A 15,706-nucleotide genomic window follows, 5' to 3' on the forward strand; every position below is an offset into this window, starting at 1 on the left:
AAAGGGAGGGGGAGGGGGTGATTGGCTGCTGATGGCTTGGCAGTGGTTGTTCGTGGCTGTTTGTATGTTTTCTCGATCACAAACCACAACATCTTGTGGTTTGTCCTGCCGATTGGCACGGCGAACGGGATTGGCACCCATCCTTGTTTTTGCCGGACTGGCACCGGCGGCGGGGTTGGCACCCGCCTCATTGGTCAAATGGTCGAGCAGATCAGGCCCGGCATCGCGCTCGCGCGTCGGCTGATATTTCGGCCAGTTGACGACAGCCCCATCATCTCTGATGAAGCGTGGCCGACCAGTGGCAGGGTCAACCTCGCGCATAACGGCAATGGCAGCCGTCACGACGCTTTCCTCGCAGCCGATCACGTCGGCAATTTCGTCGGGCTTCACAACACCCAGAAATCCACGCGGCCGGTTGGCTGATGCAATTTCCAGCAGCCGCAGAAACAGCGCGATTACCAGATGCCTGGGCTGGCCAATGCGCTTGGCCACCACGCCCCATTTCGGATCGACGCTAGCGTCATTCTGCACGCGGAAATGATTAGCCATGCTCGCCGACCTCTTCCACGTCGATGTTGAAGAATCGCGCATACTGCCCTTCAAATCCCAGGCGCACCGTTCCCACCGGGCCGTTGCGCTGCTTGGCGACGATGATTTCGCAGGTGTTCCACACCTCTTCCAACCGCTTCATGTATCTGCTTTGGCGGTCGTTATATTTTTCATCCGTCTCGGTCGGCGTGCGGCGCGGCTCGGCGCGTTCCAGATAATATTGCTCGCGAAACAGAAACATCACCACGTCGGCGTCTTGCTCGATGGCGCCCGATTCGCGCAAATCCTGCAACTGCGGCCGCTTGTCTTCGCGCTCTTCAACTTTTCGCGACAACTGCGCCAACAACACGACTGCGCAACACAGTTCCTTGGCCAGCACTTTCAGCGCCTTCGTGATGTTGGCCAGCTCAGTGTTGCGGTTTTCGCCGCCATGGCCGGAAACAAGATGCAAATGGTCAACCACCATCAAGCGCATGCCGCCATGCTTGCGCGCCAGCCGCCGCGCCCTCGATCGAATAGCCGCAACGCCCAGGCCGGGCGTGTCGTCGACAAACAACGGCAATTGCCCAAGCTCGGCGCTGGCCATGGCCACCTGCTGCAAGCCGCCATGGCTAAGCTCGCCACGGCGCAGCAGATGAAACGGCACGCCAGCCATGTCAGCCAAGCCGCGCTGCCCCACTTCCTCGGCGGTCATTTCCAGCGAAAAAAACGCCACGCAGCCGGGCGGAACATCAGGCCCAACCGGCAACATCGCCACGCGCCGCGCCACGTTTTCTCCAAGCACAGATTTACCCATGCTAGGCCTTGCGCCCACCAACACCAGTTGTCCGGGCTGCAGGCCGCTCAACAGCCTGTCCAGGCGTTTCAGTCCGGTCGGGACACCCAGCATGCGCCGCCCAGATTTTTGCATCTCCTCGATCTTGGCGACCACGCCAGCCGTAATGCCTGAAATCGCGGTCGGCCCACTGCCAGATGCTTGGTCCAGCGCCAGATCGGTCAGGCGCGCCTCCAACCGCTCCAGAACGTCGCCCGTTCCCTCCCTGGCGCCATATTCGCGGGCGTCGGCTATGGCAATGCCACAAGCCTCAACCAAGGCCCTGCGGGCCGATAAATCGCGAACGAGGCGCGCATGGTCAACAGCCAAACGCGGGATCGCCGCCGCCGACAACCGCGCCAGATATGTCTGGCCGCCGACCCGCTCGCTCAAATTCTCGTGGTGGCTCAAATAGGCCGCCATGGCGGGCGCTGTTGGCTGGCGGCCCGTGTTGTCCATGTCAAGCATGGCGCCATACAGCGCCGCATGCGGCACTTCAAAAAAATCATCAGGACGCAAGATTTCCATTACCGACGACAGCGCCTTCGGGTTCATCAATATGGCGCCCAAAACGCTCTGCTCGGCATCAGAGCTGGCCATCCACATGTCGCTCATGCCGCATCACCCAGATCGCTGATATCGACACCCATGGCGCGGCAAATTTCATCGACGCCTGCGCCAAATCCGTTCGAATTTAGGCAGCGGATCATAAGTCGCATCATTTCATCCCGGCGTGTTTCACGTGGAACAAGACGCAATTTCGCGGCTTGCTCGAAAAATTCGCGCGGCGTCATAAATTGCCGTGTCATTCCGCCGCCTCCGCTTGTGCCAGAATGTTGTCAACAGCCTGGATGCGCCCACCAATCCAGGCCATCACCGGAACCGCCATGGAATTTCCCAGCGCCCGATAGCGCGGACCATCAGGGCATTGATCGGCTGCCTTTCCACGCCATGGAATTCGGGTGTAATCGTCCGGGAAACCCTGCAGACGCTCGCATTCGCGCGGCGTCAGGCGACGAACCGCCATGGCGCTGCTGACGTAACTGCGGCTAGAACCACCGCTGGCGGCGCGGATATTGGCCGGGTCGTGCATGCCTTCGACCATCGCACCACCATCGCGGCCCCGCAGGTCAAACGCAAAAACGCCATGCTGCGCCCCAGCCTGCAGCGCGAACATGACATCGCCATCATCACCGACGCCGATTCCCGCCCGCACATCATCAGTTGACGCGCCCGTGCGCTTGCCGACCTCCTGAATCGGATATGCCACCGCCAATTGACCACCCGCGTTTTGATGGCCGCTTGCACTGGCCATGCTGCGCAAAGTTGGGCTTATGCCGGATTCAGAAACCGCTTGAAATCCAGCGCTAGCCTTGCAGTCAAACACCACAGGAACTATGGGAACGCCACGCCCGCTCCCATCCTCGCTGGCGTCAAACCCTTCGCCGCGCAGCGTGTGGGCGATGAAGGTTTCGCTCTCAAAATCCATACGCCCGCTGGCCGAGGAACAAGCGTTAAGCGCCGTTGCAACATTGATCGGCCCAGATGTGTTGTTGCCGCCAAAAGCGATCAAATGCCCGCCTTGTGCTTGGTTGTCATCTGCGCCGCACGTTCCAACGCCATTTGAAGTGAGTGCGGCAACTGTCGGCCCCGCTTCTCGGCTCGGCGCAGAATGCCCTTGCAGGCTGTGGCGCTCAAAAAGAACCGCTGAGGCAGGTCGCCAGTCTCCAAGATATCCGACAACGAAGACGCGACGGCGCCGCTGTGGAACTCCGAAATACTGAGCGTCAAGCACTCGGCAGGCGAACCCATAGCCGAGTTCTGAAAGTCCGGCCAAGAAGCACTGAAAGGCGTGTAACTCTTCTGAATCGTAGACGTCTTCAGTTTCCACTTCCTGTCCGCCGCACTCCAAATCCATCGGTGGCGGCGGCGGACTTGGATCTGGCGCTTGGTGGGATAGGCTTGATAAGACGCCGGGGACGTTCTCCCAAACCAGCCAGCGGGGCCGCAAGAGGTCAGCCAAGCGAAGATATTCGAGGGCCAGGTTGCCGCGATCGTCATCCAGCCCCGCTCGCAATCCGGCGATGCTGAACGATTGGCACGGCGTTCCGCCGACAAGAAGGTCAATTGGCTCATAATCACCCGCCTGAATCGTTGTGAAATCGCCATGCAACGGCACATCTGGATAATGATGCGCCAGCACGGAGCGCGGAAATTTCTCGATCTCGGAAAAGAACGCAGGCCGCCAGCCCAGCCCATGCCAAGCCACCGTTGCCGCCTCGATCCCGGAACAAACAGAACCGTAGATCATTTCTCCTCCACCAGTCGCCAGCCGACGCCATGCTCGCCGTAAATGCGAAAGCCAGACCCAGCCAAGATCTTGCGGATTGCGCACAGCAACACGTCGACCGATTTCCATTCTTTGTCGTAGGCGCTATCTCCCCAGATCGCCACCGCCAAAGATTCGCGCGTTACCGTGTTGGGCATGGATTTAATCAAACGCGACAAAATCAAACGCTTTGTGGCGCTGGCGTGAAATACGCGACCACGCACAACAATCGCCCTTCGATCATCGACAACTGAAATCCCATGCGGCTGCGCAATCGGCTGGCAGCACAAAGGGCAGCAATTCGCTTTCGCTCCACCTTTCATGCGGCGCTGTCCTTGATTATTCCGAAAAGCCCGGCGTCACCCGAAATGCGCCGCTTCGCGATATCGACAGATTGCGGATTTAACTCGATCAGGATGGCGTTTCGGCCCAACCTGTCAGCAACCAAACCCGTTGTTCCAGCGCCGCCGAATGGGTCAAGAACCGTGGACGGAACAGGGGAATGTTCTGCGCAGGCGCAGGAAGGCGACCAACCATCTGTGACAGGTTCGGCAGGATGGTATGGGAAGCCTCGCCCGACATGACTGGCGCCGTCTATCACGTCGCAGCCCGGCTTGCGCTGCATGTTTCCACTGGCGCGTCCATCTAGCGGCGTCGGCTGTCCCATAATCCGCGCCCACGGCGCGCCGCAATGCGGGCAGACGCCCTTGGCTGATGTTCCAGCCAGAATGCAAGGCTCGACCAAAGCGGTCGGGAATGTTGCAAAATGCGCGTCTTTAAACGGCTCGGTGGCGATCGTCCAGACATTGCGTTTGTTCCGACCACGGGGGTCAAGATCAGTATCCGCGCGATCAGCCCTGATTTGTGGTTTCTGCCCTGGAACGTCTGCCATTTTCAGACAACCATCGCGGCGAAAGTTATTGCGCGCCGATGCCTTGCCTTTTTTCCGGCCATTTGGATGGAAGGAACCGTGCGCTCCATCCCCTGTGTTCCATCCGTCCGGAGATTTATAGGCGGCGGCAGGATCAGCCAGCGGCTCCATAATCGCTACATGGTCGTAAAAATATCGGGCTGATTTTGACAGCAGGAAGATATATTCCTTGGCTGGCGTGGGGCGATCTTTGACGCTGCTGGGCATGGGGTTGGGCTTGTGCCAAACGATGTCGTCGCGAACCCACCAGCCATCGCTCTGCAGCGCAATGGCTATGCGGTGCGGCATCATGCACAGGTCCTTGGGTTTCAATCCGCCTCCAACTGTGCTGAACGGCTTGTCGCGAAAAACCCGATCATCACCGCCAACCGCATTCACCTGATCGGCAGGGCGGCCATTTGGCGAACTGGCCCAGCAATCGCCATAATTCATCCAGCAGGTGCCGTCGGCGCGCAGCACGCGGCGCACTTCGCGAAACACTTCGACCAGAACGGCGATATGCAACTGGTAGGTCGGTTCCATGCCGATCTGACCGGCAACGCCGTAATCGCGCAACCCCCAATAAGGCGGGCTGGTCACCACGCAATGAACCGAGTTTTCGGGCAATTCGCGCAACCGATCCATCACGTCGCCATGCAGAATAGTGACGCTCACGCCGCCATCCGTTCCCACGGCCCATCGACGATGGGGAATTTAAGCCCGCGCAGCACGACATTTGCGGCCTTGGCCACCATCGCCCAATCCGCCGGGCGTCCATCCAGCTCGTAGCATGACGGCAAATCGAAACGCGGCTGCGCACGGCCAGCCAGCGCCACCAAGACACGCGCATCGAACCCCGGCGCGCCATCAACATCTTCGCGCCCAGGCCCAAGAATCACATCCAGCATCAACAATAAATCGCGGGCCGTCCGCCCATTCATGCGGCGCAGAATCTCGGCGGGCTTCAGCATGTCCGGCGAGCGCCACAAACGACGCAAGCGCATCCATTCGTCGCGTGATGGCGGCTTTTGAAAAATCGTGACCAGAGGCGGCACGCTCAACATTCCTCGGTCGCCTCGCGCACGTCGGTTGACGATCCACAAATCAGACAGGCCAGGCAATGCAGAGCAGCCAGAACAATCCCGGTCAGCAGCAGGCACCCAACGATCATCAATCCATACATATCATTGCCCCCGTTAAAAAAATCAGGCGATGGCAGTCAGTCGCCCGACACGCCATCCTCGAAACATTGCAGCGCCGGAAGATCAACACCGTCATCGCGCACGCTGAAGGTTCGTATGCGCAAGATTCCCAAACGCTCAGCCATATCGCGCCACTCCGCCCATTGTGCTGGGAAGCGGGCGCACCGGCATCGCGCCGACAACCTTGCGCAAGGCCCTGGGGTCGTCTTCAAAAACCATATCAACCGGCCATGGGCGAAACATTCTCGCCGGCAAATCATCATCCTGAACTTCTGCAACAACCCCTGTTTCAGCCGCCAATTTGGCGCGAAAGAAATAAACAGCAGAGCGCACGCCGCGCTCGTTCGCGTAGCCGAAATCATGCGCCAGCGAAACCAGATCATCGCCATCGTCGAAACGGCGCAGCAATTCCGATTTTCCAAATTCAGTCAGACGCGCGTTCTTATCGAAATATGGCGACGTCACGGCAGGCGCCGCGCTCTTTCGCGTTTCCGGCGCAGGATACAAAACCGAGCGCACAAGCGACGGAAGCAGCCGCATGCGCCCCGCGATTTCTTCAGTGGTCATTCCTTCGCCAGCCAGACGGCGAATGATTCCATCACGCTTTTGTATCCACTCTCTTGCGCTCATGTCGTTTCCCTTGTTTTTTGCGCATGCACGCGGGCGATATGCGGCGCGCTGGGCAGCCGCAGCCAATCGTCGCCACCATCGAAACAGGCCGTCAGCACGCCGATCAGGGCGAGAACGGCGGCAACGCGCCGCGACGTCCCAGCCATTTTCTGGCCTTGGCCAGATGCCACTGGCCCAGATGCGCATGCAGCCACGCCAGAATGTGCACTGTCTTTTCCCGCAATTTTTTCACGTATCAAATCCCTTTTGATGGCCCCGGCTTCCGCCTCCAGCCGCTCAAGCCGCCGCTCGAGCGAACGATCGCTTTCGGCCAGGGCTGGTGCGAAAACGAACTCCAAAAACTCGACGCCGAAATTCTCGACCAGCGCCAGCAAATGACGGCCGCAAGGCCAGTTTCCCTGGCGCATCGATCGCACGGTGCGCAAGTCAATGCCGCCCAGCCGCTTGGCTAAAGCCTTCTCGGAATAGGGCGCCAGCCATTCGCGCAATCGCTTTCCCACCGGATGGCCCGGCCCGACGCTGGCCTGCAAAATGGCGGCGCTCAGCGACATGGCATTGCCCCCTGAACGCGCCCAGACTTCAGCCCATGAAACACGCCACGAAACAACGAACCATCGCCGAGCGCGCCAGAACCGCGCTGACAGGGCTTCAAAAATCGCTGGAAGCGTCGGCGCTCGCGGCCAGCAGGCAGCACGACGACCAAGCCCTGGCGCAGGCGCAAGCCGAGGCCAAGGCACTTCGCCAGATGCTTGGTAGCGAGCGAGGGAAAAGCGACCATGACGCCGGATGACCGAACCATTTCACGCCGCCCTTTCATCGCGATTGCGAAAAATGTCAGGCCGCAAATCGCACTTCGAAACAGCGCCGCCCGTTGCGGCGTCGATCAAAATCGCCGTCTCGGCGCTTACACGCTCGGAATTAAGCCAGGACCAAACATGTCCCTGCTTTTTCCCACACCGGCGACCAAGCTCGGCCTGAGAGCCAACTAGATGCACCGCTCGCTGAACAAGTTCGTTTGCCATAACCAAGCATACAAAGATGTTTGTGTAATGCGCAACAACTTTCTTTGTCATGACCGCGAACAAAAAACTTTGTAGAATATTGAAATGAACACACTAGCTGAGCGCACAAAGCAAAGACGAAACGAAATGAAGATTTCGCAAGCAAGCCTTGCGAAACAAGTAGGCTGTAAGCAACAGACAATAGGACAAATTGAAAACGGTAAAATTACTGAAACTGGATACATTTTAAAACTAGCAAATGCCTTAGGCGTTAGTGCAAATTGGCTTACAGGACTATCGGAAGACCAAAACACAACGCAGCAACAGCCAATTCACGCCGATATCAGGCCGCCAGCGAATCATGAAATGCCCCGCGACCTGCCTGTTTTGGGCACGGCGGCAGGCAGCGTCTCGGGCGCGCTGCAGATAGATCACGATCCCGTCGATTTCGTTCGCCGCCCGCCCGCTTTGGCCAAATCGCCGCAGGCCTACGCGCTGTATGTTCGGGGCGATTCAAACGCCCCGGTTTATCACGACGGCGATCTGATTTTCGTCCACCCCGGCCGCCCGGCCAGGATCGGCGATTGGGTGGTGATCCAGATACGAAATCACGACGCCGATCACCCGCAAAGCTGGGTCAAACGCCTGTCCAAGCAAGATGACAAGTACGTCGTCGCCGAGGGGCTGAATCCACCGCAAATCCACACATTCAAGCGCGAGCACGTTATCGCCGTGCATCGCGTGCTGACCATGAATGATCTGTTCGGTGTTTAGTCGTCACAATCTGCAATAACGGATGACAAAACAACAGCCACTTCATCCACGTTATATGCCGGAAGCGGTTGCGCATAAATCGTCGCCCGATGATCCAAAAATACGACGGAATAAAACGGAAAGCCCTGGGAAGGACCCCAAACCGTCGCCTCGCCTTTTCCGTTATCCATGACCTCTGATTTATAACCGATGCCAAGCAAAAACGGCCCATTCTCGCTTTTCTTTGTCACCAGATCATATTGGACGCATCTCGCCAACTTTGTAATGTTGTTGGATTTAAACGATACGATTGAAACTGGCGGCAAACGCTGAAGCTCTGCCGATGTTGCTGCGCAACCGCCGACAAGAAACAAGACAGGCAACAACGTCTTTAAAGAATTGATCAAAGAACGCTCCCGCAATAGCGACATATTATCGCCGCCAACTTAACATTCTCGGCACATTGCGGGCAGGCCTTTTCATGGCCGGAAATCATTTTACGATCAAGCACCAGCACCAGAGGCAACATCCAGATCGGCGTGAACAGCAAAGCCGCGAAGAACCAGACGATAGGGTTTCTTCCCCGCGCCGCCGCAGCCCAGCTTGTCACCAGCGGGCCGACAAGAAACAGATTGACCCCCAACATGATCACCATGAATTCCATCGCCACCCCCATTGGTTCAATTCGTAACCACTTTACAACAATAACTAAAATGGACTAAAGCCGCAGCGACAATTTTCCTTGTTGACTTAACAACAATTATATTTGTATCCTGCCCTCACATCCACCCCGGATGTCGCGCCGACAACCCCTAACGGCGCGCTCACCAAGGCCCGGCGCGTTCCCCTCCCGATTCCCGCGCCGGGCCGATTGAGAGAGGTTGCGCCATGCGTGTCGTTTTTATTCAGCCCGCCGCCCAGGCCATTCAGCGCGCCGTCGATGCGGCCAGGGCAGAGATTGACGCCCTGATCGCCCAGGCGCGCCAGGAACACACATCCCACGGCCTGGGCGGCCAGCAGGCCTGCTATGCCGCCCTACTGGCTGCAAAATCAGGCATTGACTGCGCCAACCCGTTTAATGCGTGCATGGAAACCTATTTGCACGGGTTTTGGAACAACGGCATCGCCCACGGCATGAGCGCCCAAATTCCCTGCGAAACCGCGTTGCCGCCCATGCGCATCGCGCGCACGCACGCCGCCATCACGCACGAGCACGACGAACGAGACAACGCCGCGTGACGTCACCGGCCAAAATCCAGCGCCGCCGCATCAACAGCCGCCTGCGCGTGCAGGCGCTGAAAATGGAACGCATCGGATTCAGCCTAATTATTCGCCACCACCATTTGCACCTGAACGGAGAAATCATGTCAAAGCAACAAAGAACGCACGGCCAGCCCGGACATAATTCCGGCATTGCAGGCGAGAGGCTGAAATCATTTATCGAGCGCGTCGAGCGCCTCGAGGAAGAAAAGGCCGCCCTGTCGGCCGACATCAAGGATGTGTTGAGCGAAGCCAAGTCGGCAGGGTTCGACACCAAAATTATCCGCCAGATTGTGCGCATCCGAAAGCAAGACCCACAAGACCGGCGCGAACAGCAAGAATTGCTGGATCTGTACATGTCGGCCCTGGGCATGTTGGCCGACACCCCGCTTGGAGAAAGCGCTTTGAAACGCGCAGGCCTGGAAACCGGCGAGGTGAAACCATGACTTGGATTCAAACCGCATCAGGAAAAGTGGTTGACCTGATCAATCCCGACCCACGCACGGTTGACCCACGCGACATCGCGCATCATCTGGCGCTGATTAACCGTTTCAACGGAGCCACCCACACGCCCTATTCAGTCGCCCAGCATTCATTGCTGGTGGCCGACATCGTAACCGCCAGGACCGCTGAATTCAGGTGCGACGAAGATCGGCGCAAACTGGTTTTGGCCGCCCTGCTGCACGATGCGCACGAGGCCTTCATCGGCGATCTATCAAGACCGATGAAAGAGGCGATGCAGCGCGTTTGCAAAAATCAAAACCCGCTCGAGGTTCTGCAAACCGCTGCCGATGTGGCCGTTTTTTGCCGCTTTGGCCTTTCGTGGCCCCTGAAATTGCATCACGCCGAATTGATTCACGAAGCCGACATGATCGCCCTGGCCACCGAGGCCCGCGATCTGATGGCAGACCCACCCACCCCATGGCCGAAAATGCCAGACCCGCTGAATTTCGTCATCAAGCCTTTGCCCTGGGCAAAAGCTGAGGATGATTTTTTGAAACGCTTATCGAGCCTAATGGATTCGTCACACGAAGCTCGATTCGTTTTCAACGCCATCACAAACCCTGCCGCGTGAGGATACTGAAATGACCAAAGCCAAACCAGAACTGAAGAAAAAGCCCGCCACCAGGAAGGCGGCAACGCCCAAGAAACCCGTGGCCCGCAAAGCCGAAAAAACGCCTGCCAGGGCGGCGAAGCCGCGCCCGCTCGCCTATGCCCGCATGAAGGCCGAGAAGTGCCCCACGGCGCCGGGCGCCGCTTTCGGCGGTGGGTTCTACGCGGGTCGTCAGATCGGCCCGGATGGCAAAACCTATGCTCTGATCCTGGCGCCCAAGGAAACCGGCGAAAGGCTGGACATCCAGTGGAAGAAGACCAACACGCCCAGCGAGGGTGCCAAGGATTTGTTTGACGGCCTGCGCAACAGCGAAGCCTTGAACAACGCCGATCACCCGGCGGCGCAGTTTTGCCGGGCGCTCGCCATCGGCGGATTCCGCGATTGGCACCTGCCCAGCCTGGAAGACATGGTTCTGCTGCGCCGCTATTTCATGCCCGCCGACGATGGCGACGGATGGAACCCTGGCCAGACCAAGATCGAGGCGTTCAAGCAAGGCAACGCCCAGGCCTTCGAGCGTGGCTATTACTGGACCAGCACACAGGCCAGCGCCGATTACGCCTGGGTGCAATACTTCATCAACGGCACCCAGTCCTGCAACTACAAGAACTTTCAATGGCGCGTCAGGGCTGTCCGCAAAATCATCCTGATTTAACCATTCACCTATTTGCCGGTCGCTGAGCGACCGGCGCACAACCGCAACCAACGGAGACCGACATTATGAACCAAATCGCACCCACCACCGAAACCGCCATGCCCGAAATCGGCGCACCCTTCCAGGGCGGCTTTTTCGCCGGAATCATGTTCCAGCAGGGCGGCAGCAAGTATGCGCTGATCGTGGCGCCGAAAACCGAAGGCGAGGCCGAAGAAATTGCCTTCACGAACGGCGTTCGCAGCGAAACCGCCGCCTGTTCGTTGCATGACGGCCAGGCCAACACCCAGGCGCTGCTGGAAGGCGACCACCCTGTGGCCAAGTTCTGCGCCGGGCTGGAAATCAGCGGCTTCACGGACTGGTATCTGCCCAGCAAGGACGAGTTGTACCTGATCGCCAGTCGCTTCCTGCCCGCCGACGACGGCGACAACTGGAATCCGCCGAAGACCGATATCGAAGCCTTCAAGGCCGGCAACGCCCAGGCCTTTGAGCGCGACCTATATTGGTCGAGCACCGAGGCCAGCGCCGATTACGCCTGGGTGCAGTACTTCATCACCGGCTTCCAGACCTGCGACTTCAAGGACTATCGATGGCGCGTCAGGGCTGTCCGCAAACATCCCCTTTAACCATTCACCTATTCCCCGCGCGCTGAGCGCGCGGGGTGTCTGACCGACGGAAATTTTGCATGACGCTCGCCACAGACCTGCCGATCTACAAACCGACCTACGATCTGATTCTGCTGGTGATGAATCTCACCAAGAATTTTCCGAGGTCGTTTCGGCATGGCTTGGCGCGGGATATCGATCTGGGGGCGCAACAACTGGCCACGGCGATTTTTCAGGCCAACTGCACCACCGACAAAGTTCCGGTCATCGAAGGGCTGCGAGAAAGACTTTCCGTTCTTCGCTTGCAGCTACGCCTTTCGAAGGATTTGCATCTGATTTCCGCCGGGCAATTCGGGGCCACGGTGGAGCTGACCGCCGCCATTGGCAAGCAGGCGACGGGCTGGCTGAATTACGCGAAGAAGAGGAGAGCGCCCGATGCGTGATGGTTATGGCCATGGCGCCTGCGCGCATGATTTGGTCGGGGTAGCGGCGGCGCCTGCCGTCGCTCCATGTGCCAACGGGAAACGGCCGACTGCTCCCGGCACGTCCCGGCACGGCTTGGATGGTGTCGATGCACGTCAAATTATGTCGGCACTGCCGACGTGCAATCGCCATCCCGGCTTGTACACCCCCGACATGACAGGCCAGCGCCGATTACGCCTGGGTGCAGAACTTCAACAACGGCAACCAGAACTACAACAACAAGAACAATCAATGGCGCGTCAGGGCTGTCCGCAAATCAAAACCTATCGTTCCGAAATCACCGTGGCTCAACTTTTTGAAGCCTATTTCGAATGCAGACGCCACAAGCGCAACAGTGCGTCAGCGCTGGCTTTCGAAGTGAATCTTGAAAGCAATCTGATCGATCTGCACGAGGAACTTGTTTCCGGCGCATGGCAGCCCAGGCCCGCCACCACCTTCGTTATCACGCGCCCGAAACCCCGCGAAGTGTGGGCCGCCGATTTTCGCGACCGTATCGTCCATCATTTGGTCTACGCGGCCATTGCGCCACGGATCGAAACCGCCTTCATCGCTGATTCCTGCGCCTGCATCAAGGGACGCGGAACGCTGTACGCAGCCAACCGGCTGGCCCAACATCTGCGCAGCGAGACCGAAGGCTGGAGCAAGCCGGTTTTTTACCTGAAAGCCGACATCGCGAATTTCTTTGTCTCGATCAGGCGGGCCGATCTGTTCGCCATGCTGGAAGCCAGGGTGCGCGATGAAACGATGCTCGATCTCTGCCGCAAGCTGGTCTTCCAGGACGTGAAGCGCGATTGCATCGTCAAAGGAAGCCCGCAAAGTTTCGCCCGCGTGCCGCGCCACAAAAGCCTGTTCCATGCGCCGGAAGGCAATGGCCTGCCGATTGGCAATCTTTCCAGCCAATTCTTCGCCAACGTCTATCTGGATGGGCTTGATCAGATGGTCAAGCGCAAGCTGGGCATTCGCCCTTACGTGCGCTATGTCGACGACATGTTGCTGCTGCATCACGAGCCAAAAGCGCTTTTGTCAGCCGCGAACGCCATTCGCGAGCATCTTTCCTCCATCGGCCTGAAGCTGGCCGAGAGCAAAACGTTTGTCGCGCCGGTTGATAAGGGCGTCGATTTTGTTGGACACGTCATCAGGCCGCATCGGCGCCAGACGCGGCCACGCACCCACCGCGCCGCCCTGGCCAGGATCGCCACGACGGCGCAGGCAGAATTGCCAGCCACCGTCACCGCCTATCTTGGCCTGACAAAACATTCCGGCAGCCGACCCCAGCGCGAGCAGATCGCCCGCGCCGCCATCCATCGCGGCCTGTGGGTGGAAGCCGACCTATCGAAAGCGAAGGAGAGAAGATGACCAGAAAAACCATGATCGATTTTGCCACCGCCACCTTGCCGGTCGTCACCGGATGTTCTAGGGACGGCAACAAGGGCTGCGATAACTGCTACGCCGCATTCCAGGCCGCCACGCGGCTGAAGCATCTGCCGCATTATGTCGGGCTGGCTGGCTTCGACAAGAACGGCATTGCTCAATGGACCGGCAAGGTTCGCTGCAACGCGGATGTTCCGGAAGAACCGCTGCGCACCAAAAAACCTCAGCGGTATTTCATCGCCCCGCGCGGCGATCTGTTCCACGCCCAGGTGCCCGACGATTTCCTGGACAAAGTTTTCGCCGTGATGGCGCTGTGCCCGCAGCACACGTTTTTGATTTTTACGAAACGGGCCGAGCGCAGAAGGGATTATCTTTTGTCGCGCAACGGCATGGGAAATGCCCAACTTTGCCTCGCTATCAACGAAATTCCCGCCAACCTTGGAAACCGGCACGGCGCGCTTTCTATGCCGCTGCCCAACGTCTGGCAGATCACCAGCGTATGGGATCAGGAATCGGCTAATCGACTGATTCCGCCGACGTTGGAAACGCCTGCCGCCGTGCGCGGCGTTTCGCTTGCGCCGATGCTGGGGCCGGTTGATTTGCGTGACTTTATCCGAAACATTAACTGGGTGATCGTCGAGGGCGAAAGCGGCAAGGCCGCTAGACCGATGCATCCAGATTGGGTGCGCAGCATCCGCGACCAATGCGCCGCCGCTGGCGTTCCGTTTTATTTCAAACAGTGGGGCGAGTGGCTGCCAACCTCGGGGATTGATGTGTACTGTCATGGCCCGGATCGAAAGCGTAAATATCCAACATCAGATGGGCTTTGCTGGCTACGCGATGGGCGAATCATTTACCGCGATTATTCCGTCGAGGAGCATGCAAGAAGGGTCGCCTCAGGCAAAGCGCACAACAGCGCTGCCGTCATTATTGACAAAGACGCGTTCAACGATACTGCGCGAGTGCTTGAAGACGACGAAAGGGAGCTAGACAACCCGCTGGGGCTTGAGTGGATGTATCGCGTCGGCAAGGCCAAGGCCGGTCGCCTTCTTGATGGCGCTGAACATCTGGAGATGCCGAAATGACCGACCGCCCCATCATTTTTTCCGCCCCGATGATTCGCGCCCTGATCGACGGCAGGAAGACGCAGACGCGAAGGATTATCAAAAAGAAGCCAGCGCTTGATGCCATCGCTGTTTTCGGCGCTGATTTTCTGCTGAAGCCCGGATGCGCCGATCTAATTCCCTATGCCCACGGCGACCTGCTGTGGGTGCGTGAGAATCTGTATCAGGCATGCAGGTATCCTTGCACGCTCCCCTCTGGAGAACCTGAGCCTAGTAGCTGGACTCGAGGACGACTGGTCCATTACGCGGCAGACGGAAAACCCGAAAACACGCCGAATCGCCATTACCCCAAAGGCTTGAGCGGAAAATACATCTCCGCCCCTGACCCTTACGCCACATGGGAGCTACGCCCATCGATCCACATGCCGCGATGGGCCAGCCGGATCACGCTGGAAGTGACGGGCGTGAAGGTCGAGAGGTTGCAGAATATAAGCCGGGGCGACGCCATGGCTGAAGGCTGCCCCTTCCCAAACATATCAGGAGGGCCGGACCCCCGCGACTGGTTCCAAAATCTGTGGCGCAACATCAACGGCCCAGAATCATGGGATCAAAACCCCTTCGTCGCGGCGATCAGCTTCAAGGTCCACAAACGCAACATCGACAAGTTGGGGGCAGAATGAAGAACATTAGAATCCAAATTCCAGCTCGCCCCACTTTTCTGACCGAGTATCTAGTTGAAGGGTTAGCCTATGGCGGCCGCGTCGAGGCAGAAACGTGGGCCAAGGCCCAAGCGGAGGTCGGACATGATGCCGTTGTCGTTGGGCGGTTAGCGGCCACCTACAGCGGCCCAGCAATGTCGGATGCAGTCGCCAACGAAATTCTTTCAGCGATGGACGAACGCCAAAACGACAAGGTGTTGTCATGAGCATCCGCCGACACAGACTTGTCCAGAAGAAGCTCGATGAACTTTTG

At 58.4% G+C, this 15,706-nt stretch carries 24 protein-coding genes and 1 pseudogene; 12 read left to right on the forward strand and 13 right to left on the reverse strand.

Features of this window, described 5'->3' with window-relative positions; genetic code table 11:
- The 10 genes and pseudogenes from HQL44_16990 to HQL44_17035 all read right to left on the reverse strand — a co-directional run.
- The coding region (locus tag HQL44_16990; GenBank protein MBF0270279.1) for a hypothetical protein at positions 1–549 on the reverse strand (549 nt) is incomplete at its 3' end.
- On the reverse strand, positions 542–1,978 hold the full coding sequence (gene dnaB, locus HQL44_16995) for a replicative DNA helicase (protein ID MBF0270280.1): 1,437 nt from the start codon (positions 1,976–1,978) through the stop codon (positions 542–544). The genes HQL44_16990 and dnaB, both read right to left, overlap by 8 nt.
- The gene (locus tag HQL44_17000; protein MBF0270281.1) at positions 1,975–2,172 is read right to left on the reverse strand and encodes a hypothetical protein; all 198 of its coding nucleotides are present in this window, start codon (positions 2,170–2,172) and stop codon (positions 1,975–1,977) included. Before HQL44_17000 ends, dnaB begins: the two co-directional genes overlap by 4 nt.
- A complete protein-coding gene (dcm, locus tag HQL44_17005) occupies positions 2,169–3,674 on the reverse strand; it encodes a DNA (cytosine-5-)-methyltransferase (GenBank protein ID MBF0270282.1) in 1,506 nt (501 codons plus the stop codon). Before dcm ends, HQL44_17000 begins: the two co-directional genes overlap by 4 nt.
- On the reverse strand, positions 3,671–3,916 hold the full coding sequence (locus HQL44_17010) for a helix-turn-helix domain-containing protein (protein ID MBF0270283.1): 246 nt from the start codon (positions 3,914–3,916) through the stop codon (positions 3,671–3,673). The genes dcm and HQL44_17010 overlap by 4 nt, the downstream gene beginning before the upstream one ends.
- A 95-nt stretch (positions 3,917–4,011) precedes the next feature.
- Positions 4,012–4,359 (reverse strand): hypothetical protein, encoded by a 348-nt coding sequence (locus tag HQL44_17015; protein ID MBF0270284.1) that lies wholly within the window; start codon positions 4,357–4,359, stop codon positions 4,012–4,014.
- Between the two features lie 51 nt (positions 4,360–4,410).
- Positions 4,411–5,247, reverse strand: a pseudogene (locus HQL44_17020) (site-specific DNA-methyltransferase).
- A 26-nt stretch (positions 5,248–5,273) separates the two neighbouring features.
- Positions 5,274–5,657 (reverse strand): hypothetical protein, encoded by a 384-nt coding sequence (locus tag HQL44_17025; protein ID MBF0270285.1) that lies wholly within the window; start codon positions 5,655–5,657, stop codon positions 5,274–5,276.
- 264 nt (positions 5,658–5,921) lie between these two features.
- Complete coding sequence (locus HQL44_17030) at positions 5,922–6,500, reverse strand: hypothetical protein (protein ID MBF0270286.1); 579 nt, start codon at positions 6,498–6,500, stop codon at positions 5,922–5,924.
- On the reverse strand, positions 6,431–6,985 hold the full coding sequence (locus HQL44_17035) for a hypothetical protein (GenBank protein MBF0270287.1): 555 nt from the start codon (positions 6,983–6,985) through the stop codon (positions 6,431–6,433). Before HQL44_17035 ends, HQL44_17030 begins: the two co-directional genes overlap by 70 nt.
- Before the next feature lie 35 nt (positions 6,986–7,020).
- Between HQL44_17035 and HQL44_17040 the strand changes: the two genes are divergently transcribed.
- Positions 7,021–7,224 (forward strand): hypothetical protein, encoded by a 204-nt coding sequence (locus HQL44_17040; protein ID MBF0270288.1) that lies wholly within the window; start codon positions 7,021–7,023, stop codon positions 7,222–7,224.
- Between the two features lie 10 nt (positions 7,225–7,234).
- On the opposite strand, the gene HQL44_17045 is transcribed toward HQL44_17040, so the two are convergent.
- Positions 7,235–7,507, reverse strand: a complete 273-nt coding sequence (locus HQL44_17045; GenBank protein MBF0270289.1) for a helix-turn-helix domain-containing protein — start codon at positions 7,505–7,507, stop codon at positions 7,235–7,237.
- A gap of 33 nt (positions 7,508–7,540) precedes the next feature.
- On the opposite strand from HQL44_17045, the gene HQL44_17050 reads away from it, so the two are divergent.
- Positions 7,541–8,209, forward strand: a complete 669-nt coding sequence (locus tag HQL44_17050) for a helix-turn-helix transcriptional regulator (protein MBF0270290.1) — start codon at positions 7,541–7,543, stop codon at positions 8,207–8,209.
- On the opposite strand, the gene HQL44_17055 is transcribed toward HQL44_17050, so the two are convergent.
- Complete coding sequence (locus HQL44_17055; protein MBF0270291.1) at positions 8,206–8,595, reverse strand: hypothetical protein; 390 nt, start codon at positions 8,593–8,595, stop codon at positions 8,206–8,208. The two genes, HQL44_17050 and HQL44_17055, sit on opposite strands and share 4 nt — an antisense overlap.
- On the reverse strand, positions 8,592–8,864 hold the full coding sequence (locus HQL44_17060; GenBank protein MBF0270292.1) for a hypothetical protein: 273 nt from the start codon (positions 8,862–8,864) through the stop codon (positions 8,592–8,594). Before HQL44_17060 ends, HQL44_17055 begins: the two co-directional genes overlap by 4 nt.
- 212 nt (positions 8,865–9,076) lie before the next feature.
- Between HQL44_17060 and HQL44_17065 the strand changes: the two genes are divergently transcribed.
- From HQL44_17065 to HQL44_17110, 10 genes are all read left to right on the forward strand, one after another.
- Positions 9,077–9,427 (forward strand): hypothetical protein, encoded by a 351-nt coding sequence (locus tag HQL44_17065; protein MBF0270293.1) that lies wholly within the window; start codon positions 9,077–9,079, stop codon positions 9,425–9,427.
- 125 nt (positions 9,428–9,552) lie between these two features.
- Positions 9,553–9,894: a DUF2312 domain-containing protein gene (locus tag HQL44_17070; protein ID MBF0270294.1), complete on the forward strand. Its 342-nt coding sequence runs from the start codon at positions 9,553–9,555 to the stop codon at positions 9,892–9,894.
- On the forward strand, positions 9,891–10,523 hold the full coding sequence (locus tag HQL44_17075; GenBank protein ID MBF0270295.1) for a phosphohydrolase: 633 nt from the start codon (positions 9,891–9,893) through the stop codon (positions 10,521–10,523). The genes HQL44_17070 and HQL44_17075 overlap by 4 nt, the downstream gene beginning before the upstream one ends.
- 145 nt (positions 10,524–10,668) lie before the next feature.
- Positions 10,669–11,214, forward strand: coding sequence for a DUF1566 domain-containing protein (locus tag HQL44_17080; GenBank protein MBF0270296.1), 546 nt, complete (start codon positions 10,669–10,671; stop codon positions 11,212–11,214).
- 65 nt (positions 11,215–11,279) lie between these two features.
- The gene (locus HQL44_17085; protein MBF0270297.1) at positions 11,280–11,837 is read left to right on the forward strand and encodes a DUF1566 domain-containing protein; all 558 of its coding nucleotides are present in this window, start codon (positions 11,280–11,282) and stop codon (positions 11,835–11,837) included.
- A gap of 59 nt (positions 11,838–11,896) precedes the next feature.
- On the forward strand, positions 11,897–12,259 hold the full coding sequence (locus HQL44_17090) for a four helix bundle protein (GenBank protein ID MBF0270298.1): 363 nt from the start codon (positions 11,897–11,899) through the stop codon (positions 12,257–12,259).
- Positions 12,252–13,655 (forward strand): reverse transcriptase, encoded by a 1,404-nt coding sequence (locus HQL44_17095; protein MBF0270299.1) that lies wholly within the window; start codon positions 12,252–12,254, stop codon positions 13,653–13,655. Before HQL44_17090 ends, HQL44_17095 begins: the two co-directional genes overlap by 8 nt.
- Entirely contained in the window at positions 13,652–14,755 is a 1,104-nt protein-coding gene (locus HQL44_17100) for a phage Gp37/Gp68 family protein (GenBank protein ID MBF0270300.1), read from the forward strand. The genes HQL44_17095 and HQL44_17100 overlap by 4 nt, the downstream gene beginning before the upstream one ends.
- The gene (locus tag HQL44_17105) at positions 14,752–15,414 is read left to right on the forward strand and encodes a hypothetical protein (GenBank protein MBF0270301.1); all 663 of its coding nucleotides are present in this window, start codon (positions 14,752–14,754) and stop codon (positions 15,412–15,414) included. Before HQL44_17100 ends, HQL44_17105 begins: the two co-directional genes overlap by 4 nt.
- Positions 15,411–15,659, forward strand: coding sequence for a hypothetical protein (locus tag HQL44_17110; protein MBF0270302.1), 249 nt, complete (start codon positions 15,411–15,413; stop codon positions 15,657–15,659). The genes HQL44_17105 and HQL44_17110 overlap by 4 nt, the downstream gene beginning before the upstream one ends.
- Positions 15,660–15,706 lie beyond the last annotated feature (47 nt).

The organism is Alphaproteobacteria bacterium (assembly GCA_015231795.1).
Lineage (GTDB): Bacteria > Pseudomonadota > Alphaproteobacteria > Rhodospirillales > WMHbin7 > WMHbin7.